Consider the following 20,556-nt stretch of genomic DNA (forward strand, 5'->3'; position numbering starts at 1 on the left):
CGGTATGCCGCAACGGCCGCAGGTGGGGAGACCTCGCAGCCACGGACGCGGCGCCGGCACGGGACTGGGGAAATCTTCGCTACGCAGCCACGCGCACCGCCACGGTATCCGCTGGCGCGCACCTGTTTTTTCCGCGCTTCCGTACCGGCCGGGCTGCTGCCCGACAGGGAGCCTGTGCGCGAGCGCCGTGGCGCGCGCAGGCGCAGTCGCCGCGCTTACGCCACGCCAACGTTCGCCGAGGAAGACAACCTATGCTCCACCGCACGAGAAGCGCAGCTCTTGCCGGGCTGCTGACCCTGTTGCTGGGTGCGCCCACGGCCCAGGCCATACAGCCCGTGGCCGAAAGCGGCATCCGCGCCGAAAGCGCGCGCAAGCTGCCGTCCCGCCCGTTCCTGGCGCCGCAGCTGCAGGCCCAGCCTTCGCTGCGCCTGGATGCGCAGCGCGACACCTTGCTGCAAGCGCGCCTGGCACCGTTCCAGCAGCGCTACGGCGGCAGCTGGGATGTGCGCTGGGACGAGCGCGCCGACCGGCCCAACGTGGTCCAGGGCAGCGGCATCGCGCTGGTCCCCGGCCGCGGCAACGCACTCAAACTGCAGCAGTTCGGCCTGGACCGCGAGGTCGACATCAATCTCGGCCTGGTCGCGGCGAAGGCGCGCGAATTCATCGACAGCGTCCCCGAGCTGCTGCAGACCGCCGGGCTGGAACTCAAGCTCGACGCCGAGCGCAGCCTGGTCACCGGCGGCGACCGCCCGGTCTGGTTCGTCGAATTCGGCCAGTACCACCAGGGCGTGCGCGTGGAAGGCGCCCACGTCTATGTGCGCGTGGCCCAGGGCAATATCGTGCAGTTCGGCGCCGAGCGCGTGGCCGACGTGCGCATCAGCGCCACGCCGGCGACGACGCGCGAAGCTGCGTTTGCGCAGGCCTGGAAGGAACTGGGTTTCCCCGCCGGCACCAAGATCGACGAAATGGTGGAAGCCGGCGCGCTGAGCATCTATCCGGTGCTGCCGGCCGGCGACGGCGTCGGCGAGCGCTACCGCGGCATGGCCGGCCTGGGCTACGAGCATGTGTTGGCCTGGCGCTACGTGTTCCGCCTGCCGGATGACGACACCACGTTCCAGGTGCTGGTCGACGCGCACAGCAACCGCGTGCTGGAAGTGCGCAACCTCACGGTGAATGTCAGCGCCAAGGTCAGCGGCGGCGTCTATCCGACCACCAACAGCGATACGGAAATCGTGGTCGACTTCCCCTTCGCCGCCGTGACCAACGGCGGCAGCAAGGTCACCGACGCACTGGGCATCTACGACTATTCCGGCGGCACCGCGACCACCGCACTGGACGGCAAGTATTTCCGCATGGTCGACAGCTGCGGCGCGATCTCGCTGAGCAACAGCAGCGACGGCAACCTCGCCCTGGGCAGCAGCGCCGGCACCGACTGCACCACGCCCGGCGTGGGCGGCGCGGGCAATACCCATGCCTCGCGTTCGGGCTTCTACCACCTGACCAACATCAACACCAAGGGCCGCAGCTTCTTCCCGTCCAACACCTGGCTGCAGAGCAAGGTGACGGCGAACATGAACGTCAACCAGACCTGCAACGCCTCCTGGAACGGCACCGCGCTGAATTTCTACAAGTCCGGCCCCAGCGCCAGCGATCCGAGCGTGCTGTGCTCCAACACCGGCGAGATCGCCGCGGTGTTCCTGCACGAGTGGGGCCATGGCCTGGACACCAATACCGGCGGCGAGGCCAGCGAGTACGGCAGCGGCGAGGCAGTAGGCGATACCTTTGCATTTCTGGAAACGCGCGATTCCTGCATAGGCCAGAACTTCCGTCCCGGCCGCGACTGTCCCAACTGCGTGGCCTGCACCGGCGTGCGCGACGTGGGCGATTTCGGCGTGTCCGCGCCGCCGGCCAAGCTGGCCTCGCCGGCCAACCTGGCCAACGACGCCGGCATCAACTGCGACCGCCTGGCCTGTCCCTACCTGCAGCAGGGCATCTTTCCGTACCAGGGCCCGATGGGCTACGAAGGCCATTGCGAAAGCGTCATCGCCAGCAGCGCCAACTGGGACCTGACCCAGGCCCTGGTCAACCGTTTCGGCGAAAGCGGCTGGAGCAAGATGGACCGCATTTGGTACGCCAGCCTGACCAGTTCCAAGAGCGCCTACCGCATCACCTCCGGCGGCACCTGCAACGTCAACGCCCAGGTCGACGGCTGCGGCGCCACCAACTGGTATACGGTGTATCTGGCCGCCGACGACGATGACGGCAACCTCGCCAACGGCACGCCGAACGCCTGCCGCATCTGGGATGCGTTCAGCGCCCACGGCATCGCCTGCGGCGCGCGGCCGTCCTGCTCCGGCGACGCGCCGGATTTCAGCCTCGGCGTGACCAACTCGCCGCAGGCGGTATGCGCGCCGGCCACGGCGACGTTCACGCTGAATGTCGGCACCGACCTGGGCTTCCTCAATCCGGTCACGCTGTCGGCCAGCGGCAATCCGGCCGGCAGCACCGCCACGTTCTCGCCCAATCCGGTGACGCCGGGCAATCCGGCCACGCTGAGCATCGGCACCGCCGGCGTCGCCGCCGACAGCAGCAGCACGCTGACCATCAACGGCAGCGCCAGCGCCAGCCCCGGCCACAGCACCACCGCCCAGCTCACCATCGCCACGGCGGTGCCCAATGCGCCGGCGCCGGCCGCACCGGCCAACGGCGCCACCGGCATCAACTCCGCCGCGGCCGTCACCTTGAGCTGGGCCGCCATCAGCGGCGCCAGCGGCTACAGCGTGGAAGTGGCCACGGACAGCGCCTTCGGCAACATCATCGCCAGCCAGCCCGGCCAGGCCGGCACCAGTTGGAACGTGAACGGCCTGCAGCCCTCGACCACGTACTACTGGCGTGTGCGCGCGGCGAATATCTGCGGCGCCGGCGGCAACTCAGCGGTGTACAACTTCCGCACCGCCGCGCTGGCCGGCAGCTGCGACGAGAACCAGAGCGCCAATGTGCTGCTCAGCAACGATGTCGAAGGCGACAACGCCGGCTGGACCGCCAGCGGCACGCCGGCCTGGACGGTCAGCACGGCGCGCCCGTTCTCGCCGACCAGATCCTGGCTGGCCACCGACATCACTACCTCGTCGGACCAGCGCCTGGTCTCGCCCGCCATCGCCCTGCCCACCGGACAGAACCCGCTGACGCTGAGCTTCCAGAACGACGTCAACCTGGAAGAACGCACCGCCGGCGGCTGCTACGACGGCGGCTTTGTGGAAGTGTCCACCAATGACGGCAGCAGCTGGACGCCGGTCACCGGCGCGCAGTTGCTGACCACACCGTATACCGGCGCGATCCAGTCCGGCGCGGGCGCGAGCATCCAGGCCTGGTGCGGCACCCTGGCCTACCGCCGCACCGTGGTCGATCTCAACAGCTACGCCGGCCAGACCGTGCGCCTGCGCTTCCGCGTCTCCACCGACACCTCCGAGGGCGACACGCCGCTGGGCTGGTTCGTCGACGACATCAAGGTGCAGGGTTGCCAGGCGGCTGTGCCGGATTCGATCTTCGTCGACGGCTTCGAGGAATAAGCCGCAGGCGTGATGAACGAGAAGGCCGCCTCCGGGCGGCCTTCTTCTTTGGAGCGGGGGTCACTCCTTGCATGGAACCGGTGCGGCCACGCGGCCGTCCCGCCGCGCAGCAGCCCGCGCAGAAATCACCGCGCGAACCGCAGCCATGCAGCGAGGAACCGGCGCACGGTGCTGCAAAGACGCTGCAATACCGCTCGGAAAATGCCGCGTCCGCTCAGGGAACCGCCGGCGCCACGGCCGCATGCTGCCCGGCAACATTACATTGCGTGCAGCGAATGGTAATCATGCGCCATGTCCGCCGCCGGAAAACCCTCATGAGCCTAAAGCCGCAGTTCCTGACCCACACGGTCGAGAACCAGCCGCTGCCGCTGCAGGACTACGATGCCTGGAGCACCGATCTTCCCCTGCAGGAAGCCGTCGCGCGCCACGGCGCATCCTGGGCCGGCGCGGCGCTGCAGGCCCACGGCCGCATCGCCGGCGGCGAGCTGATCGAACTGGGCGAGCTGGCCAACCGCCACAAGCCCACGCTGCACCTGTTCGACCGCCACGGCCGCCGCCGCGACGAGGTGGAATTCCATCCGGCCTATCACCAGGTGATGCGCCTGGCCATGCTCGCCGGCGTGCACAACTTTTCCTGGAACAACGAGGAACGCCCGGGCGCCCATGTCGCGCGCGCCGCGCTGATGTACCTCACCAGCCAGCCCGAAGCCGGCACCGGCTGTCCGCTGACCATGACCCACGCCGCCGTCCCCGCGCTGCGCGCCACGCCGGCGGTGGCGGCGCAGTGGCTGCCGCGCGTGCGCGCGGCCGAGTACGACCCGCGCACACTGCCGCCCGCGCACAAGACCGCCTGCACCCTGGGCATGGGCATGACCGAGAAACAAGGCGGCTCGGACGTGCGCCAGAACTCCACGCGCGCCTGGCGCCAGGCCGACGGCAGCTATGAACTGGTCGGGCACAAGTTCTTCTTCTCCGCACCGATGTGCGACGCGCACCTGGTGCTGGCCCAGGCCGAGGCCGGCCTGAGCTGCTTCCTCGTGCCGCGCGTGCTCGATGACGGCACGCTCAACGCAGTGCGCCTGCAGCGCCTCAAGGACAAGCTCGGCGACTGGAGCAATGCCTCTTCGGAGGTGGAATTCCAGGGCGCCAGCGCCGTGCCAGTCGGTCCGGAGGGACGCGGCATAGCAACCATTCTCGAAATGGTCGCATTGACGCGGCTGGACTGCGTCACCGGCTCCGCCGCCGGCATGCGCCAGGCCCTGGTGCAGGCGATACATCACACGCGCCAGCGCCGCGCCTTCGGCCGGCTGCTCAGCGAACAGCCGCTGATGCGCAACGTGCTGGCCGACCTGGCGCTGGAAAGCGAAGCCGCCGTCGCGCTGGCCCTGCGCATCGCCGCCGCGGTGGACGCCGCGCCGCGCGATCCGCGCGAAGCGGCCTTCGCCCGCGTCGCCACCGCCATAGGCAAGTACTGGGTGTGCAAGCGCACGCCCGGCTTCGTCAACGAGGCGCAGGAATGCCTGGGCGGCATAGGCTATGTCGAGGAAAACATCCTGCCGCGCCTGTACCGTCAGGCGCCGCTGAATTCGATCTGGGAAGGCAGCGGCAATGTGCAGTGCCTGGACGTGCTGCGCGCCGCGCAGCGCGAACCGCACAGCCGCGACGCGCTGTTCGAGGAACTGCTGGCCAGCCGCGGCGCCGATGCGGACTACGACCGCCGGCTGCGCGAACTCATCGCCGCCTTCGACGACAGGGAGGCGCTGGAATTGCGCAGCCGCCATCTGGTCGAGCGCCTGGCGTTGCTGCTGCAGGCCGCCACACTGTTCAGATCGGGCAATACGGCGATTGCCGAAACTTTCTGCCGGGCGCGTTTGAGCGCCGACCACGGCATGGCCTACGGCACGCTGGATGCGCAGGCGCCGCTGGATGCACTGATCGAACGCGCGTTCCCGGGCTGAAACCTGTACCGCCCTCCAATCCAGGCGCTGAAAAATGCGGCGCAATTTCAGATTCACCGCGGAGATGGCTGCCGCGGCAACCGGAACCGGCCGGACCGCCCGCGCGGCGCCCCTCAGCGCGGCGCCAGCCCCAGCTGCCGGTCATGCAGCCGTGCCAGCAGCAGTTGTGCGATCACCGCGCCGCACAGCGCGCAGAACATGTCCCACTGGGTATCCCAGATATCGCCCTGGGTGGCGAGGTAGGCATCGGCCGAACCGCCCATGACCAGCGCCGCCCACCATTCGATGAACTCAAAGAAGGCACTGAAACTCAGGCAGGCCGCACAGACCAGGTAGAACAGCCAGCCGCCGCGCGGCAGCGGCGTGCAGCGCAGCAGCAGTTCGCGCGCGAGGATGGCCGGGATGAAGCCCTGGGCGAAATGTCCCAGCCGGTCGTAGTTGTTGCGCTTGAGTTCAAACCACTCGCGCCAGAGATCGCCCAGCGGCGTCAGCGCATAGGTGTACTTGCCGCCGTAAATCAGGATCAGGCAATGTACGGCGATCAGCCAGTACAGCAGCCGGGTCAGCGGAAAGCCGCGCCGCGTCCACAGCAGCAGCGGAACCGCGGCCAGCACCCAGGCAATCTCCATCAGCCAGGTCAGGCGGTCATTCGGCGCAATGCCGGACCAGACCAGGACCAGCGCGACGGCGGCGAGCAGGAAGCCGCCTTCGCGCGGCCCGACGCTGGTGGCGATGCGTTCGACGGTGACGGTGGACATGACGGATTCCCGGACGGCGACAGTGCGCACCCTACACGAGCGCGGGCGTCCGATGTACGCGGGTGGCCACGCGCCGCGGGAAATTCCGGCGAGTCCGCGCTCCCTTACGCCGCGTAATCGGTGCTGCGCGACAGGGCCTCGAACGCATCGGTCTCCTGGCTCAGCCGCGCGACCTTGCCGCGCACCACCTCGACCGCATCCGGCCCGGCCGAGAAGCGCAGCGGCGGCGCGGCGTGATGTGCCAGCTGCACCAGCACCCGGCCCAGCCGCGCCGGATCGCCGGCCTGCTGGTGATTGCGGCCGTCGAAGAAGGCGCGCAGCTGCTGCGAGAGTCCGGCGTAATCGGCGATTGCCTGCTCGCCGTGGCGGATGGAACTGGCGTCGAGGAAGTCGGTACGGAAGTAGCCCGGCCCGACGATGGTGACGCGGATGCCGAACTGTTCGACTTCCGCGGCCAGCGCCTCGGAAAAGCCTTCCACGGCGAACTTGCTGGCGCAGTACACCGAGCCGCCGGCGACGCCGATGATGCCGCCCACCGAGGTGATATTGAGTATGCGTCCGCTGCGCTGGCGCCGCAGCACCGGCAGCACGGCGCGGGTGACGTTGTACAGGCCGAAAACATTGGTAGCGAACTGGCGCTCGACGGCGGCGGCGCCGATCTCCTCGAACAGGCCGAGCTGGCCGTAGCCGGCGTTGTTCAGCAGTACGTCGATGCGGCCGAAATGCGCGACCGCCGCGTCGACCGCCGCCCGCACCTGCGCATCGTCGACGACGTCCAGCGCGATCGGCAGCACCTGCGCGACACCGAACGCGGCAAAACGCTGCTGCAGCGCCGCCCGGTCGCGGCCGCTGGCAACGACACGGTCACCGGCAGCCAGGGCCGCCAGCGCCGCCTCATAGCCTATGCCGCGGCCGCTGCCGGTGATGAACCATACCTTGGACATGACAAACCTCGTGGTCGGGAAAGTGCGGCCACGATGCCGCCAGATGCGCCGGCGGCGGTAGACGAAAGCTGCGGAGGAATTGCCTGATTCTCGCGGACGGACGCTGGGGCCGGGGCTTGGGATTCGAGGTCCGGGATCCGCGGTACGAGATCCGCGGTATGAGATCCGAGGTTCGAGATCTGAGATCCTAGGTTCGAGATCCGAGATTCGGGATCCGGGAGTCTTTCTCCTGCTATCTCACGAAAAAACGCCGCGTGAGGCCTGCCCGAATCCCACGAACAACGCGGGCAGCCCTCTCCCCCGACCGCGTCAGGGGAGAGGCTTGGGTGAGGGGGCAGCGCGAACGATCGCCTCCCCGCTCACTTTTGCAGAACATCCAGAATGCGCCGGAACCGTCCGGTCCCGGCGAAAACACACTCAGCGCAGCCCCGTCTCGTTGCGCGCTATCACCATGCGCTGGATCTCGCTGGTGCCCTCGTAGATCTCCGTGATCTTGGCGTCACGGAAATAACGCTCCAGCGGCATCTCCTTGGAATAGCCCATGCCGCCGTGGATCTGCACTGCCTGATGGGTAATCCACATCGCCGATTCCGACGCGGTGAGCTTGGCCACCGCCGCCTCGGTGGAGAAGCGGCCGCCGTTTTCCTGCGCCTGCTGCTTGGCCCAGGCCGCGCGCAGGGTGAGCAGCCAGGATGCTTCCAGCTTGCACTTCATGTCGGCGATCTTCGCCTGGGTCATCTGGAAGCTGCCGATGGACTGGCCGAAGGCCTTGCGCTCCTGCGAATAGGCAATCGTCGCCTCGTAGGCGGCGCGGGCCAGGCCCACGGCCTGGGAGGCGATGCCGATGCGGCCGGCGTCAAGCACGCCCATGGCGATCTTGAAACCCTCGCCTTCCTGGCCTATCACCTCGTCGGCCTCGACGCGGTAATCGGTGAATTCGATTTCGCAGGTGGCCGAAGCGCGGATGCCCAGCTTGGGCTCGGTCTTGCCGCGGTGGAAGCCGGCGCGGTCGGTGTCGATGAGGAAGGCGGTGATGCCGCGCGCGCCCTTCTCCGGATCGGTCATGGCGAACAGCAGGATGTACTTGGCCACCGGGCCGGAGGTGATCCAGCTCTTCTTGCCGTTGACGATATAGCCGCCGTCGGCCTGCTTGACGCCGCGGCAACGCATGGCGGTGGCGTCCGAACCCGACTGCGGCTCGGTCAGCGCGAACGCGCCGATCGCGGAGCCCGCGGCGATGGGCTGCACATAGCGCAGCTTCTGCTCGTGCGTGGCGAACTTGAGCAGGCCGTTGCAGTACAGCGTGTTGTTGACCGACATGATGGTCGAGTGGGCGCAGTCGGCTGCGGCAATCTCGATCATGGCCAGCACGTAGGAGATGGAATCCATGCCGGCGCCGCCGTACTCGGCCGGCACTTCAATGCCCATCAGGCCGAGCTGGCCCATTTCCCGGATGTTGTCGAGCGGGAACTCGCCGCGGTGGTCGAACTCCGCCGCGACGGGCGCGATGCGCTTCTGCGCAAAGTCGCGCGCGATGGCCTGGATCGACAACTGATCTTCGGTGAATCGGAAATCCATGGGAACTCCTGCTGGCCGGGCTACAAAAGGCGTACCGCGCGGACGGCGGCCCATCGCGGGGTAAAGGACCGCCGATTTTACCGGTTCGGGCGCCTTCGTGGGCTGTCGCGTCAAATCCGCGCCGGCCGCAAGGGCCGGCGCGGGCTCAGCGCTCGGCCACCTTGAGCGCGCCCAGGGCCTGTTCCACCGGAATCAGGTAGTTGACATTCAGCGACGAGCCCTGCGGCGTGAACAGTCCAGCCACGCTGAGCGCGACCAGTTCGCCGCTGGCATCGAACACCGGGCCGCCGGAATTGCCGGGGTTGATCGAGGCATCGGTCTGGTACAGGCGGCGGCCGCGCTCGTTGCGCACCGCCGAGAGAATGCCCTGGGTGACGGTATGGCTGAGTTTCAGGCTCAGCGGCGTGCCTATCACGTACAGCGGATCGCCCGGGCGCGGCTCCTGTGTGGCCACCGTGACCGGGGTCAGGCCCTCGGCCGTCACCTGGATCAGGGCCACATCCGTCGCCGCATGGCGCCGCACCACGCGGCCGGAGACGCTCTTGCCGTCGATCAGCACGCGCACGGCGCGGTCCTGGCCGACGACGTGGGCATTGGTCAGCACGTAGCCGGCCGGATCGATCACCACGCCGCTGCCGTGGCCGCGGCTGGTCTCCACCGTCACCGCCGCAGCCAGCAGCTGGGTTGAACGCTCGCGGAAACTGCCGCCGCCGGCGCCGCGGCCGAAGGAGGCGCCCACCGCCTCGTCCAGCTCGACCAGGGCCGCGCGCGGCGGCCCGCCGTCCAGCGCCTCGATGAAGTTGCGGTCGCCGAGCAGGTTGTCGGCGGCCCTGGCCAGCGCCTTCATGATGCTGCGGCTGTCGTTGCTGTTCCAGCCGTCGTGGGCGCCTTCGCTGATGCCGCGGAACAGTTCCTCGCCACCGCCGGATTTCAGCGTCCAGCGCAGCTTGAGATAGGCCCGCGTGCGCTCGCCGTTGACGTTGCAGGTGTCCACCTTGAGCTTGACCAGTTCCGCATCCAGCGCCAGCTCGGCCGGCCCGCCGGCCTCGTCGTTGAGCGAATAGCCGGCCTGGGTGAAACGTTCGACCAGCAGGGCCTCGGCCTTGCGCCCCTTCATGTCGAGCATGCCGTCGTTCCAGAGCAGGTCCACGCTCTGCTCGCAGCTGCGGCCGTAGAAAGCGCGCCCCACCGTGACATTGCTGCTGTTGGCCGAATCCAGCCGCAGGGTGAAACCGCTGAGACCCAGGGCCGGCCCGCCGTCGCTGCGCCGGTTGCGTATCGGCACCAGGGTCGGCACCGATACGCCGGTATAGGCGTCCTGCAGCTGCATCTGCTTGACCGAGCCCTGCGCCTTCTCGTCGCTGCCCGGCGGCGGCTTGTCGGAAAAATGCACATTGCCCTGGGCATCCGTCCACTTGTACACCGCCGCGGTCGCAGCCGGCCCCGCCAGCGCCACGGCCAGCGCCACCGCCGGCAGCAGGCCGGCGCGAACATTCCTATTCATGGATTTCCCCCTGCGCCCGGCCGCTCCGGACGACGCGGCCAGTCTAGCGCGCCGCCGCGCCGGGCCGCGAACCCGTCGTGCGGATTTCCGGCACGGCGTTGCCGTACGGGCGTCAAAGCAAGTCCGCGAAATCGCAGGGCGGTCCGGCCAGGCGCTGGGCCAGGATCCAGGGCAGCAATCCCTTTTCCGCATAAGCCCGCGGCCAGATCACATGTTTCTCGCCCGGGTATTCGCTGTAGCGCGGCGTGCCGCCGCGCGCGCGCAGCGCCGCCACGATCACGCGCGAACCCATCTGCGCACCGAAATAACCGCCTTCCACATCGGTGTCGTCGTCCAGTTCGCCGTGGAATACCCATTGTGGAACCGCGGCGATGGCGCCCAGGCCGGAAGGTTCGGTCATGCCCGACATCGGCACGGCCGCGGCGAAGCAGGCCGGGTAGTGCTTGAGCGTGTCCCAGACGCCGCTGCCGCCGTTGGAGATGCCGGTCAGCACGATGCGCGCCGGATCGATCTTCCAGCGCCGCTGCGCATCGGCGATGACCGCGGCCACGTGCGCCGGCGCCCAGTAGCCGTCGGTGGTCTGCGGCGCAATGTAGAGCAGGCTGCGGCCGGCCTTGCGCGCCTGGTCGACCAGCTGCAGGGAGCCATTGCCATAGCCGGCCAGCTGGGAGACGTTGTCCGTACCGTCCTGCCAGTCGCCGTGCAGGAACACGACCACAGGCAGGCCGCCCTTGGCATCGCGCCCTTTCACCGCAATGGCGCGGTAGGGCACGCGGGCCGGAGCGGCGCTCCAGTACTTGCCCAGGGCGGACTCCTTGACGGCCAGGGCGGGGCCGGCCAGGCACACGGCCGCGAGTGCGGCGGCAAGACGTAGGGGCAGCTGCATGGCCGCAGCATAGCCGCAAGCCGCGGCCGGGCTCATCACATTGACCGCCAGCCCCCGCCTCGCTACCCTGCATTTCCATCTTTCGATCAAGATGAAAGGATAGATAGTGGATCTGGCCGCCACGTCGGCATTGCTGCGCCTGCTTTCCGACCCCACCCGGGTGCGCCTGCTCGCCTTGCTGGAACGCGAGGAACTGACCGTGGCCGAGCTTTCGGCCGTGCTGCGCCTGGCCCAGCCGCGTGTGTCCACCCACCTGGCCAAGCTCAAGGAAGCCGGCCTGGTGCGCGACCGCCGCGCCGGCGTCTCGGCCTATTACCGCTTCAACGCCGAACTGCCGGCGCGCGAGGAAGCCCTGCTGCGCGCACTCAAGGAAAGCGTGGACGATGCCCTGCTGCGCGAGGACGACGACCGCCTGCCCGGCGTGCTGGCCCAGCGCGCCGGCGCCGAAGGCTGGGCCGACAGCGTGGCCGGCGACATGGAGCGCCATTACTCGCCCGGCCGTACCTGGGAAGCCCTGGCCCGCGCCATGACCCAGCTGGTCGCTACCGGCGACGTGCTCGACATTGCCTCCGGCGACGGCGTGCTGGCCGAACTGCTGGCGCCGCAGGCGCACTCCATCGTCTGCGTGGATGCCAGCGAGCGCGTGGTCGGCGCGGCGCGGGCGCGGCTCAAGCCGCTGCCGAACGTGAGCGTGGAACTGGGCGACATGCACGCGCTGGACCTGGGCGGACGCCGCTTCGACCTGGTGCTGCTGATGCACGCGCTGACCTATACCGACCGCCCGGCCGCGGTCATCGCCGAAGCCGCCCGCGTGCTCAAGCCCGGCGGCCGCCTGCTCGCCGCCACCCTGGGCCGGCATGCGCACAAGACCACGGTGGATCCGTTCGACCACCGCAACCTCGGCTTCGAGCCCGAGCAGCTGCGCGACTACGCGCGCAAGGCCGGCCTGGACGTGCTGGCCTGCGAGCGCTCCACGCGCGAGCGCCGGCCGCCGTATTTCGAAGTGCTGACCCTGCTCGCGCGCAAGCCCTGAGCGACAGCGCCGCATTGTCAACGAATCAACAATTCCACGAATCGAAGCCCATCGCCATGAAACAGCTGCCCTGGCTCAATCCCACCCGCACCCAAGCCCTGCTGGACGCGCTCAAGCAACGCATCCTGATTATCGACGGCGCCATGGGCACCATGATCCAGGGCTACAAGCTGGACGAGGAAGGCTACCGCGGCGAGCGCTTCGCCCACGGCTACGACGGCCGCCACCTGCACGTGCACGACCACAGCCACCACGTCTGCGACCTCAAGGGCAACAACGACCTGCTGCTGCTGACCCAGCCGGACATCATCCGCGCCGTGCACACGCAATACCTCGAAGCCGGCGCCGACCTGCTGGAAACCAATACCTTCAACGCCACCTCGATCAGCCAGGCCGACTACCACCTCGAACACATCGTGTACGAGCTGAACAAGGAAGGCGCCCGCCTCGCGCGCGAGTGCTGCGACGCGATCGAGGCCCGGATCGCCGGCAAGCCGCGCTTCGTCATCGGCGTGCTGGGCCCGACCAGCCGCACCGCCTCGATCAGCCCCGACGTCAACGATCCGGGCTACCGCAACGTGAAATTCGACGAGCTGGCGGCGACCTACCGCGAAGCCGTGCGCGGCCTGATCGACGGCGGCGCCGACATCCTCATGGTCGAGACCATCTTCGACACGCTCAACGCCAAGGCCGCCCTGTTCGCCATCGACCAGGTGCACGAGGAACGCGGCGCGCGCCTGCCGGTGATGATCTCCGGCACCATCACCGACCGCTCCGGCCGCACCCTGTCGGGCCAGACCGCCGAGGCCTTCCTGTATTCCATGCGTCACGCGCGGCCGCTGTCGATAGGCCTGAACTGCGCGCTGGGCGCCAAGGACCTGCGTCCGCATGTGGAAACGCTGGCCAGCCTGGCCGACTGCTACATCAGCACCCATCCCAACGCCGGCCTGCCCAACGCCTTCGGCGAATACGACGAGACGCCGCAGGAAATGGCCGCGACCATCCGCGAGTTCGCCGAAGCGGGTTTCCTCAACCTGGTCGGCGGCTGCTGCGGCACCTCGCCGGCGCATATCAAGGCCATCGCCGAAGCCGTCGCCGGCATCACGCCGCGCGTGCCTGTGAATTACGCGCTGGGCGACGCGGCCTGAACGCCGGTCGCCGTACCGCCCGCCCGACAAAACCGATAACAAGAACATCGCCCCATGAATAGCGAAACCTCCAACACGTTGCCGCGCCACACCCGGCTTTCCGGCCTGGAACCGCTGGTCATCACGCCCGACCTGCTGTTCGTCAACGTCGGCGAACGCACCAACGTCACCGGCAGCGCCGCGTTCAAGAAGCTCATCAAGGAAGGCCGCTTCGAGGAAGCGGTCGACGTCGCGCGCCAGCAGGTCGCCAGCGGCGCGCAGATCATCGACGTCAACATGGACGAAGGCCTGATCGACTCGGAAGCCGCCATGGTGCGCTTCCTCAACCTGATCGCCTCGGAGCCGGACATCGCCCGCATCCCGGTCATGGTCGACTCGTCCAAATGGAGCGTGATCGAGGCTGGCCTGCAGTGCCTGCAGGGCAAGGGCGTGGTCAATTCCATCTCGATGAAGGAAGGCGTGGATGTCTTCATCGAACAGGCGCGCAAGGTGCTGCGCTACGGCGCCGCCGTGGTGGTGATGGCCTTCGACGAAGCCGGCCAGGCCGACACCTGCGCGCGCAAGGTGGAAATCTGCACCCGCGCCTACCGCATCCTGGTGGACGAGGTCGGCTTTCCGCCCGAGGACATCATCTTCGATCCGAACATCTTCGCCATCGCCACCGGCATCGAGGAACATAACAACTACGCGGTGGACTTCATCGAAGCCACCCGCATCATCAAGCAGACCCTGCCCCACTGCCATGTCTCCGGCGGCGTATCCAACGTGTCGTTCTCGTTCCGCGGCAACGAGACCGTGCGCCAGGCCATACACGCGGTCTTCCTCTATCACGCCATCCGCGCCGGCATGGACATGGGCATCGTCAACGCCGGCGCCCTGCCCATCGTCGACGACCTCGATCCGGAGCTGCGCGAGCGCGTCGAGGACGTGGTGCTCAACCGCCGCGCCGATGCGACCGAGCGCCTGCTGGAAATCGCCGACCGCTACAAGGCGAAGAAGGGCGAGGCCGCGGTCGAATCCCAGGCCTGGCGCGAACAGCCCGTGCGCGAGCGCCTCAAGCACGCCCTGGTGCACGGCATAGACCAGTACATCGAAGGCGACACCGAGGAAGTGCGATTGCAGTCCAGCCGTCCGCTGGACGTGATCGAAGGCCCGCTGATGGACGGCATGAACGTGGTCGGCGACCTGTTCGGCGCCGGCAAGATGTTCCTGCCCCAGGTGGTGAAATCCGCCCGCGTGATGAAGCGCGCCGTGGCTTACCTGCTGCCCTTCATCGAGGAAGAGAAGGCGCGCAGCGGCGACGCCGGCAAGTCCAACGGCAAGATCATCATGGCCACGGTCAAGGGCGACGTGCACGACATCGGCAAGAACATCGTCGGGGTGGTGCTGCGCTGTAACAACTTCGACGTGGTCGACCTCGGCGTGATGGTGCCGGCGCAGAAGATCCTCGACGTGGCGCGCGAGGAGAACGCCGACATGATCGGCCTGTCCGGCCTGATCACGCCGTCGCTGGAAGAAATGAGCCATGTGGCCAAGGAAATGCAGCGCCAGGGCCTCAATATTCCGCTGCTGATCGGCGGCGCGACCACCTCGCGCGCGCATACGGCGCTGAAGATAGAACCGCACTACAAATCGCCCACGGTGTGGGTCAAGGACGCCTCGCGCGCGGTCGGCGTGGCGCAGTCGCTGATCTCCAGGGAACTGGTCGACGAGTTCATGGGCCGCATACGCCACGAATACGCCGAGATCCGCGCGCGCCACAAGGACCGCGGCCCGGGCAAGAAGCTGGTCAGCCTCGCCCATGCACGCGGCCAGGCCTTCGACGGCGGCTGGAGCAGCTATGCGCCGCCGGTGCCGCGCCAGCCCGGCATCACCGTGTTCGAGGATTACCCGCTGGCCGAGCTGGTCGACTACATCGACTGGACGCCGTTCTTCTCCACCTGGGAACTGGCCGGCAACTACCCGGCCATACTCGATGACGAGATCGTAGGCGCCCAGGCGCGCGAGCTGTATCGCGACGCCCGCGCCATGCTGCAGCGCCTCGTCGAGGAGAAGTGGATTTCCGCCCGCGGCGTTATCGGCCTGTGGCCGGCGGCCAGCGTCGGCGACGATGTCGAGGTCGACACCGGCGCCGGCAAGCGCACCCGGCTGCACTTCCTGCGCCAGCAGGTGGACAAACCGGCGGAGCGGCCGGATTTCTGCCTCAGCGACTTCATCGCGCCGAAATCGTCCGGCGTGTCCGACTGGATAGGCGGCTTCGCCGTCACCGCCGGCATAGGCATAGAAAAACACCTGGAGCGCTTCGAGAAGGACTACGACGATTATTCCTCCATCCTGCTCAAGGCCCTGGCCGACCGCCTGGCCGAAGCCTTCGCCGAACGCATGCACCAGCGCGTGCGGCGCGAGTTCTGGGGCTATGCCGCCGACGAGACCCTGCCCAACGACGACCTGATCGCGGAGAAATACCGCGGCATACGCCCGGCGCCGGGCTATCCCGCCTGTCCCGAGCACACCGAGAAAGGCACCCTGTTCGACCTGCTCGACGCGGAGAAGAACGCCGGCATCGAACTCACCGACAGCTTCGCCATGTATCCGGCGGCGGCGGTGTCCGGCTGGTATTTCTCGCATCCGCAGAGCCAGTATTTCGTGGTCGGCCGGGTCAGCAAGGAACAAGTGGAAGATTACGCAAAACGCAAGAACTGGACGCTGGAAGTGGCCGAGCGCTGGCTGGCGCCGCTGCTGGACTACGACCCGGACTGAGCAGCGCCGCGATACTCGCGCGCGGGGCCGGCACCGGCCGGTTCCGCGCCGCAGGCGGCGCCCGGCCGCCGCCCATTCCTGAATCGGCGTTCATCCCTGGCCGCTGCGCCGATGGTTTGCTCTACGCCCGCCCCACACCATGCGCACCCCGTTTCCCAGGCCGTGGACTCGCCGGCCGAATCTGGAGTTGCCCATGTTCGTCACCGGCTGGCGGCGTTTGCCGCTGTTGTGCATTTCCGCGCTGTTCGCCTGCGCCGCCCAGGCCGCCGTGCCGCCGCCGCAGGCCGCGCAGCTGGACAAGGATCTCACCCCGCTGGGCGCCGAACGCGCCGGCAATTCCAGCGGCACCATTCCCGCCTGGACCGGCGGCCTGACCACGCCGCCGGCGGAATACAAGCTTGGCGGTTCGCACCCGGATCCCTATGCCAAGGACGCGGTTGCGTTTGCCATCGACGCCGGCAACGCCGCGCGTTTCGCCGAGAAACTGACGCCGGGCCAACTCGCCCTGCTGAAGAAATACCCCAGCCTCAAATTCAACGTCTACCCGACCCGGCGCAGCGCCGCGTTCCCGGCGCGCACCTACGAGATGACGCGCAAGAACGCCGTCAGCGCGAAGCTGGCCGACGGCAGCGACGTGCTCAACGACGCCGCCGAGGGCTTCCCCTTCCCGCTGCCGCAGAGCGGCGCGGAAGCGATGTGGAACCACAAGCTCAAGTACCGCGGCATCGCCCTGTCGCGCTGGTGGAACCAGGCCGCGCCGACCGCCGCGGGCCAGTTCGTGCTGGCCCGCGTGCGCGAGGAATTCCTGTTCCCCTACTTCCGCCAGGGCACCTCGCTCAGCGCCATCGACAACGTGTTTTCGTATTACTTCCAGAGCGTGGAAAGCCCGGCGCGCCTGGCCGGCAATATGCAGGTCGTGCACGAGACCCTGAACCCCACCGTCGCGCCGCGCGACGTCTGGCTGTACAACGCCGGCCAGCGCCGCGTGCGCCGCGCGCCGAACGTGGCCTATGACAACCCCGGCACGGCCTCCGAAGGCCTGCGCACCAACGACATGCTGGACATGTTCAACGGCGCACTGGACCGCTACGAATGGAAGCTGGTCGGCAAGCGCGAACTCTACGTGCCCTACAACGCCTACCGCGCCGACTCCAGCGAACTCAAGCCGGAAGACCTGGTCAAGCCCGGCCATCTCGATCCGCGCCACCTGCGCTACGAACTGCACCGCGTCTGGGTGGTGGAAGCCACGCTCAAGGCCGGCCAGCGCCATATCAACCCGCGCCGCACCTACTACATCGACGAAGACAGCTGGCAGATCCTGCTGGCCGACCACTACGACAGCAAGGGCAAGCTCTGGCGCGTGTCCGAAGCCCACGTAATCAACTACTACGAAGTGCCCATGGTGTCGCCGACCCTGGAAGTGCACTACGACCTGCTCAACGGCCGCTACCTGGTCAGCGGCCTGGACAACCAGGACGAACAGATCAACTTCGGCCTGACCCGCACACCGGCGGATTTCGCACCGGCGGCGCTGCGTACGCGCGGCATCCAGTAAGCGCGGCCGGAAACGGCGCGGGAAACGAAAAAAAGGGCGGCCCCCAGGGCCGCCCTTTTTGCTGCGCTGTCTCCACGCAGCGCGGAACTCATACCGATGGCTGGGATGCCCGCTCGGTGCGCCGGTGACGCAGTTCCACGATCAGGTTGTACATCGCCACCACTGCCGGAAACGCATTCTGGATGATGCCGACCGAGTCGTTCTTGCCCCAGATGAAATACGACAGGGTCATCAGGCTGCCGACGATGGACAGGTACCAGAACATCATCGGCAGATGCGCGCGCTTGGCCTTGCGCGTCGCATACAACTGCACGAACCAGCGCGCAGTGAACAGGAAGGCACCGAGATAGCCGATCAGCTTCCACGGCGTGATGACCACATGGTCGAAATCGAACAGTACTTGATCCATGACTGGCGCGCGGGTAAGGAAAAGAAGCCACGCCGGGCGTGGGCGGGCCGCCGATTCTAGCAGCCGGCATTGGATGGACATTTCAGTCCGGCTGCGGCATGGGGCCGCAGGGGAAACTGCCATGGCTGAGCTGGCTTTGCTGGCCGGGCGGCGAGTACGAACCACGATTGCCGAGCGTCATCCGCTGATCTCAGGTCCTCGGTCTCGGGCCTCGTGCTTGAGACCGATGCTCGAAACCCGAGTCCTGGCGCCGGGCCCTGAACCTTGAAACGACAGAGCCCCCGGGCTGACAGGGCGGGCTGGAAGCTGGACCCGGATCCGGCGCTATCCAGGCCGGCCCGCTGCTTGTCCAGAACGCCGGCCCGAATAGCCGGAACAGCCGCCCGCCCCGCCTCACCGCCAGGGCTTGGCATACCCCTACGCCCCGCGCTACCATTCGCGCCCTCGCGCGGCCCTGCCGCGCCGCAAGTCGTGTGGGGCGGTAGCTCAGCTGGGAGAGCGTCGCGTTCGCAATGCGAAGGTCGGGAGTTCGATCCTCCTCCGCTCCACCACCAAAATCCGCTGTCCAGGCTCGAATCCGCGGTAACCCCGGCGAGCGCCCAACAGCGATGGCGCAGCAAGACAACGGTCGCTTCGGCGGCCGTTTTCTTTTTCAGTCGCGCCAGTACGCTGCGCCCACTGCTGGCACAGCTGCCCGGCGAACGCATCCTCGATCAGAAGGCCCCTGGCAGCGCCTGGACGGCGCGAAGTTCGCCGACAGTTTTGCGCAGATCCGCAGCGACTTCGTCCACGCCCTGTTGAACGTGACGGAGACCGGCACCCGTGCCTTGAGCCAGAGCCAGTACGTCTGGACCAGCATGAACACCAGCGGCAGCGTCACCGCGGCAACTTGCAATACCTGGTCCCAGACGGGCGCCTATGCCTGGGCCAGCCGGCTCGATGCCGTCGGCCCGACCTGGCCGCCCGCCTACCAGACAACCATCATTTGCGAGGGTACTAACCCGCTGTACTGCCCGTCGGATTCCGCCCGGGTCTTCCGCTACGGTTTTGACTAAGTGCGTTTGCGCGAGTGCCTTCGCGCAGACGCAATCTCTCGGCGTCACAGGATTCTCCGGACGGGGCACGACGGAAACACTGCCATCGGATGACACAGCACCGCCGCCGCATATACACCGCGGCAAGTCCGCACGTATAAAGGCGGAAACCAGGTCAGCGCCCCCGCCTATGCACGCCATCATCCTCTGCGGTATCCAAGGCTCCGGCAAGTCCAGCTACGCGCAGGCGCACTGGTTCGATACGCATGTGCGGCTGAGCCTGGACCTGCTGCACACGCGCCAGCGCGAAGACGTTCTGCTGCACGCCTGCCTGGCCGCGAAAATCAGCTTCGTGGTGGATAACACCAATCCCTCCCGCGCCCAGCGTTTGCGTTATTTGCAGCTGGCGCGGGCTTCGGGATATGAACGGATCGAGCTGTATCACTTCCGGAGCGGGCTGGCGGCCGCGCTGGAGAGAAATGCGCGCCGCAGCGGCAAACAGCGCGTGCCGGACATTGCCGTCCGCGGCACTTTGGCAAAACTGGAAACGCCAACACCGGATGAAGGCTGGGACCGCATCGTCGTCGTCGAGGCCCGCATCGACGGGAGCTATCGCGAAGAACTGTTGCAGACATGAAATTCGACAATCTTGATGCGCGCATGCGCATCTACGAAAGCACCAACGACCTCGCCGTGCTGCCGGGGCTCTACATGATCGCCCGGGTCGACGGACGCGCCTTCACCCGCCTGGTGCGCGAACTGCATGATTTCGAGGCGCCCTTCGACAGCCGTTTCCGCGACCACATGATTGCGACTGCCGCACATCTGATGGACTGCGGTTTCGATGCGCTGTTCGGCTATACCCAGAGCGACGAGATCTCGATTCTGCTGGATGCTTCCAGCCAGACGTTCAGGCGCAAGCTGCGCAAGATCCACTCGGTGCTGGCCGGCGAAGCCAGCGCCCTGTTCAGTTCGCGCCTGGGCGCGCCGGCGGCGTTCGATTGCCGCGTGTCGCAGCTGCCCAGCCGGGATCTGGTGATCGACTATTTCCTGTGGCGCCAGGCAGACGCCGCACGCAATGCGCTGAATGCGCACTGCTACTGGCTGCTGCGCAAGAACGGCCTGGACGCGCACAGCGCAGCCCGGCAGCTCAGCGGCCTGGCGTCCGCGGCGAAGAACGAGCTGCTGTTCCGGCACGGCATCAACTTCAACGATGTGCCCGGCTGGCAGAAGCGCGGCGTCGGCCTGTATGCGGAAACCTGGTTCAAACCCGGGTCCGATCCGCGCACCGGCGCAATCACCGAAGCCCGGCGCAGCCGCATCAAGGTCGACGCGGATCTGCCGATGCGCGAAGCGTTTGCCGTATTCCTGCGCGAACGGCTAGAGACGGCGACAGCTGACGGCTAGGCGACGCCACGCC

15 protein-coding genes and 1 tRNA gene are annotated in these 20,556 nt (G+C 67.6%); 10 read left to right on the forward strand and 6 right to left on the reverse strand.

Annotated features, from left to right (window positions below):
• Positions 1 to 251 precede the first annotated feature (251 nt).
• Together NM961_RS01655 and NM961_RS01660 are read left to right on the forward strand one after the other, a co-directional pair.
• The gene (locus NM961_RS01655; protein WP_255910671.1) at positions 252 to 3,569 is read left to right on the forward strand and encodes a fibronectin type III domain-containing protein; all 3,318 of its coding nucleotides are present in this window, start codon (positions 252 to 254) and stop codon (positions 3,567 to 3,569) included.
• A 314-nt stretch (positions 3,570 to 3,883) separates the two neighbouring features.
• A complete protein-coding gene (locus NM961_RS01660; protein WP_255910529.1) occupies positions 3,884 to 5,527 on the forward strand; it encodes an isovaleryl-CoA dehydrogenase in 1,644 nt (547 codons plus the stop codon).
• 113 nt (positions 5,528 to 5,640) lie between these two features.
• Here NM961_RS01660 and NM961_RS01665 read toward each other — a convergent pair whose 3' ends face one another.
• From NM961_RS01665 to NM961_RS01685, 5 genes are all read right to left on the reverse strand, one after another.
• On the reverse strand, positions 5,641 to 6,285 hold the full coding sequence (locus tag NM961_RS01665; protein WP_255910531.1) for a DUF2238 domain-containing protein: 645 nt from the start codon (positions 6,283 to 6,285) through the stop codon (positions 5,641 to 5,643).
• 104 nt (positions 6,286 to 6,389) lie between these two features.
• Complete coding sequence (locus tag NM961_RS01670; RefSeq protein WP_255910533.1) at positions 6,390 to 7,229, reverse strand: oxidoreductase; 840 nt, start codon at positions 7,227 to 7,229, stop codon at positions 6,390 to 6,392.
• A 417-nt stretch (positions 7,230 to 7,646) separates the two neighbouring features.
• Positions 7,647 to 8,861: an acyl-CoA dehydrogenase family protein gene (locus tag NM961_RS01675; RefSeq protein ID WP_439334184.1), complete on the reverse strand. Its 1,215-nt coding sequence runs from the start codon at positions 8,859 to 8,861 to the stop codon at positions 7,647 to 7,649.
• A gap of 91 nt (positions 8,862 to 8,952) precedes the next feature.
• Complete coding sequence (locus NM961_RS01680; RefSeq protein WP_255910537.1) at positions 8,953 to 10,311, reverse strand: trypsin-like peptidase domain-containing protein; 1,359 nt, start codon at positions 10,309 to 10,311, stop codon at positions 8,953 to 8,955.
• 112 nt (positions 10,312 to 10,423) lie between these two features.
• Positions 10,424 to 11,197, reverse strand: a complete 774-nt coding sequence (locus NM961_RS01685) for a carboxylesterase family protein (RefSeq protein ID WP_255910539.1) — start codon at positions 11,195 to 11,197, stop codon at positions 10,424 to 10,426.
• A 106-nt stretch (positions 11,198 to 11,303) separates the two neighbouring features.
• Here NM961_RS01685 and NM961_RS01690 point away from each other — a divergent pair, with 106 nt between their 5' ends.
• The 4 genes from NM961_RS01690 (at position 11,304) to NM961_RS01705 (ending at position 17,693) form a co-directional block, all read left to right on the forward strand.
• Positions 11,304 to 12,230 carry a metalloregulator ArsR/SmtB family transcription factor gene (locus NM961_RS01690; RefSeq protein ID WP_255910541.1) on the forward strand — a complete coding sequence of 309 codons (927 nt, stop codon included), beginning with the start codon at positions 11,304 to 11,306 and terminating at the stop codon, positions 12,228 to 12,230.
• 56 nt (positions 12,231 to 12,286) lie between these two features.
• Positions 12,287 to 13,378 carry a homocysteine S-methyltransferase family protein gene (locus tag NM961_RS01695; protein WP_255910542.1) on the forward strand — a complete coding sequence of 364 codons (1,092 nt, stop codon included), beginning with the start codon at positions 12,287 to 12,289 and terminating at the stop codon, positions 13,376 to 13,378.
• A 54-nt stretch (positions 13,379 to 13,432) separates the two neighbouring features.
• Positions 13,433 to 16,138 carry a methionine synthase gene (metH, locus tag NM961_RS01700; protein WP_255910543.1) on the forward strand — a complete coding sequence of 902 codons (2,706 nt, stop codon included), beginning with the start codon at positions 13,433 to 13,435 and terminating at the stop codon, positions 16,136 to 16,138.
• A 193-nt stretch (positions 16,139 to 16,331) separates the two neighbouring features.
• Positions 16,332 to 17,693, forward strand: coding sequence for a DUF1329 domain-containing protein (locus NM961_RS01705; RefSeq protein ID WP_255910548.1), 1,362 nt, complete (start codon positions 16,332 to 16,334; stop codon positions 17,691 to 17,693).
• 88 nt (positions 17,694 to 17,781) lie between these two features.
• On the opposite strand, the gene NM961_RS01710 is transcribed toward NM961_RS01705, so the two are convergent.
• Complete coding sequence (locus NM961_RS01710; RefSeq protein WP_255910551.1) at positions 17,782 to 18,102, reverse strand: lipid-A-disaccharide synthase N-terminal domain-containing protein; 321 nt, start codon at positions 18,100 to 18,102, stop codon at positions 17,782 to 17,784.
• Positions 18,103 to 18,577: 475 nt separating this feature from the next.
• Between NM961_RS01710 and NM961_RS01715 the strand changes: the two genes are divergently transcribed.
• The 4 genes from NM961_RS01715 (at position 18,578) to NM961_RS01730 (ending at position 20,543) form a co-directional block, all read left to right on the forward strand.
• Positions 18,578 to 18,653: transfer RNA gene (locus NM961_RS01715), tRNA-Ala, on the forward strand.
• Between the two features lie 57 nt (positions 18,654 to 18,710).
• Positions 18,711 to 19,157, forward strand: a complete 447-nt coding sequence (locus tag NM961_RS01720; protein ID WP_255910554.1) for a hypothetical protein — start codon at positions 18,711 to 18,713, stop codon at positions 19,155 to 19,157.
• A gap of 169 nt (positions 19,158 to 19,326) precedes the next feature.
• Positions 19,327 to 19,773 (forward strand): ATP-binding protein, encoded by a 447-nt coding sequence (locus tag NM961_RS01725; RefSeq protein ID WP_255910556.1) that lies wholly within the window; start codon positions 19,327 to 19,329, stop codon positions 19,771 to 19,773.
• Positions 19,770 to 20,543: a tRNA(His) guanylyltransferase Thg1 family protein gene (locus NM961_RS01730; RefSeq protein WP_255910558.1), complete on the forward strand. Its 774-nt coding sequence runs from the start codon at positions 19,770 to 19,772 to the stop codon at positions 20,541 to 20,543. The genes NM961_RS01725 and NM961_RS01730 overlap by 4 nt, the downstream gene beginning before the upstream one ends.
• Positions 20,544 to 20,556 lie beyond the last annotated feature (13 nt).

This window comes from Tahibacter harae (genome assembly GCF_024437735.1).
Lineage (GTDB): Bacteria > Pseudomonadota > Gammaproteobacteria > Xanthomonadales > Rhodanobacteraceae > Tahibacter > Tahibacter harae.

What these genes read in the sequence shown, in the direction of transcription:
- NM961_RS01685 (WP_255910539.1), bottom strand. Translation starts at nt 11,197, where the DNA reads ATGCAGCTGCCCCTACGTCTTGCCGCCGCACTCGCGGCCGTGTGCCTG.
- NM961_RS01655 (WP_255910671.1), top strand. Translation starts at nt 252, where the DNA reads ATGCTCCACCGCACGAGAAGCGCAGCTCTTGCCGGGCTGCTGACCCTG.
- NM961_RS01730 (WP_255910558.1), top strand. Translation starts at nt 19,770, where the DNA reads ATGAAATTCGACAATCTTGATGCGCGCATGCGCATCTACGAAAGCACC.
- NM961_RS01695 (WP_255910542.1), top strand. Translation starts at nt 12,287, where the DNA reads ATGAAACAGCTGCCCTGGCTCAATCCCACCCGCACCCAAGCCCTGCTG.
- NM961_RS01725 (WP_255910556.1), top strand. Translation starts at nt 19,327, where the DNA reads ATGCACGCCATCATCCTCTGCGGTATCCAAGGCTCCGGCAAGTCCAGC.
- NM961_RS01660 (WP_255910529.1), top strand. Translation starts at nt 3,884, where the DNA reads ATGAGCCTAAAGCCGCAGTTCCTGACCCACACGGTCGAGAACCAGCCG.
- NM961_RS01670 (WP_255910533.1), bottom strand. Translation starts at nt 7,229, where the DNA reads ATGTCCAAGGTATGGTTCATCACCGGCAGCGGCCGCGGCATAGGCTAT.
- metH (WP_255910543.1), top strand. Translation starts at nt 13,433, where the DNA reads ATGAATAGCGAAACCTCCAACACGTTGCCGCGCCACACCCGGCTTTCC.
- NM961_RS01675 (WP_439334184.1), bottom strand. Translation starts at nt 8,861, where the DNA reads ATGGGCCGCCGTCCGCGCGGTACGCCTTTTGTAGCCCGGCCAGCAGGA.
- NM961_RS01720 (WP_255910554.1), top strand. Translation starts at nt 18,711, where the DNA reads ATGGCGCAGCAAGACAACGGTCGCTTCGGCGGCCGTTTTCTTTTTCAG.
- NM961_RS01680 (WP_255910537.1), bottom strand. Translation starts at nt 10,311, where the DNA reads ATGAATAGGAATGTTCGCGCCGGCCTGCTGCCGGCGGTGGCGCTGGCC.
- NM961_RS01710 (WP_255910551.1), bottom strand. Translation starts at nt 18,102, where the DNA reads ATGGATCAAGTACTGTTCGATTTCGACCATGTGGTCATCACGCCGTGG.
- NM961_RS01705 (WP_255910548.1), top strand. Translation starts at nt 16,332, where the DNA reads ATGTTCGTCACCGGCTGGCGGCGTTTGCCGCTGTTGTGCATTTCCGCG.
- NM961_RS01665 (WP_255910531.1), bottom strand. Translation starts at nt 6,285, where the DNA reads ATGTCCACCGTCACCGTCGAACGCATCGCCACCAGCGTCGGGCCGCGC.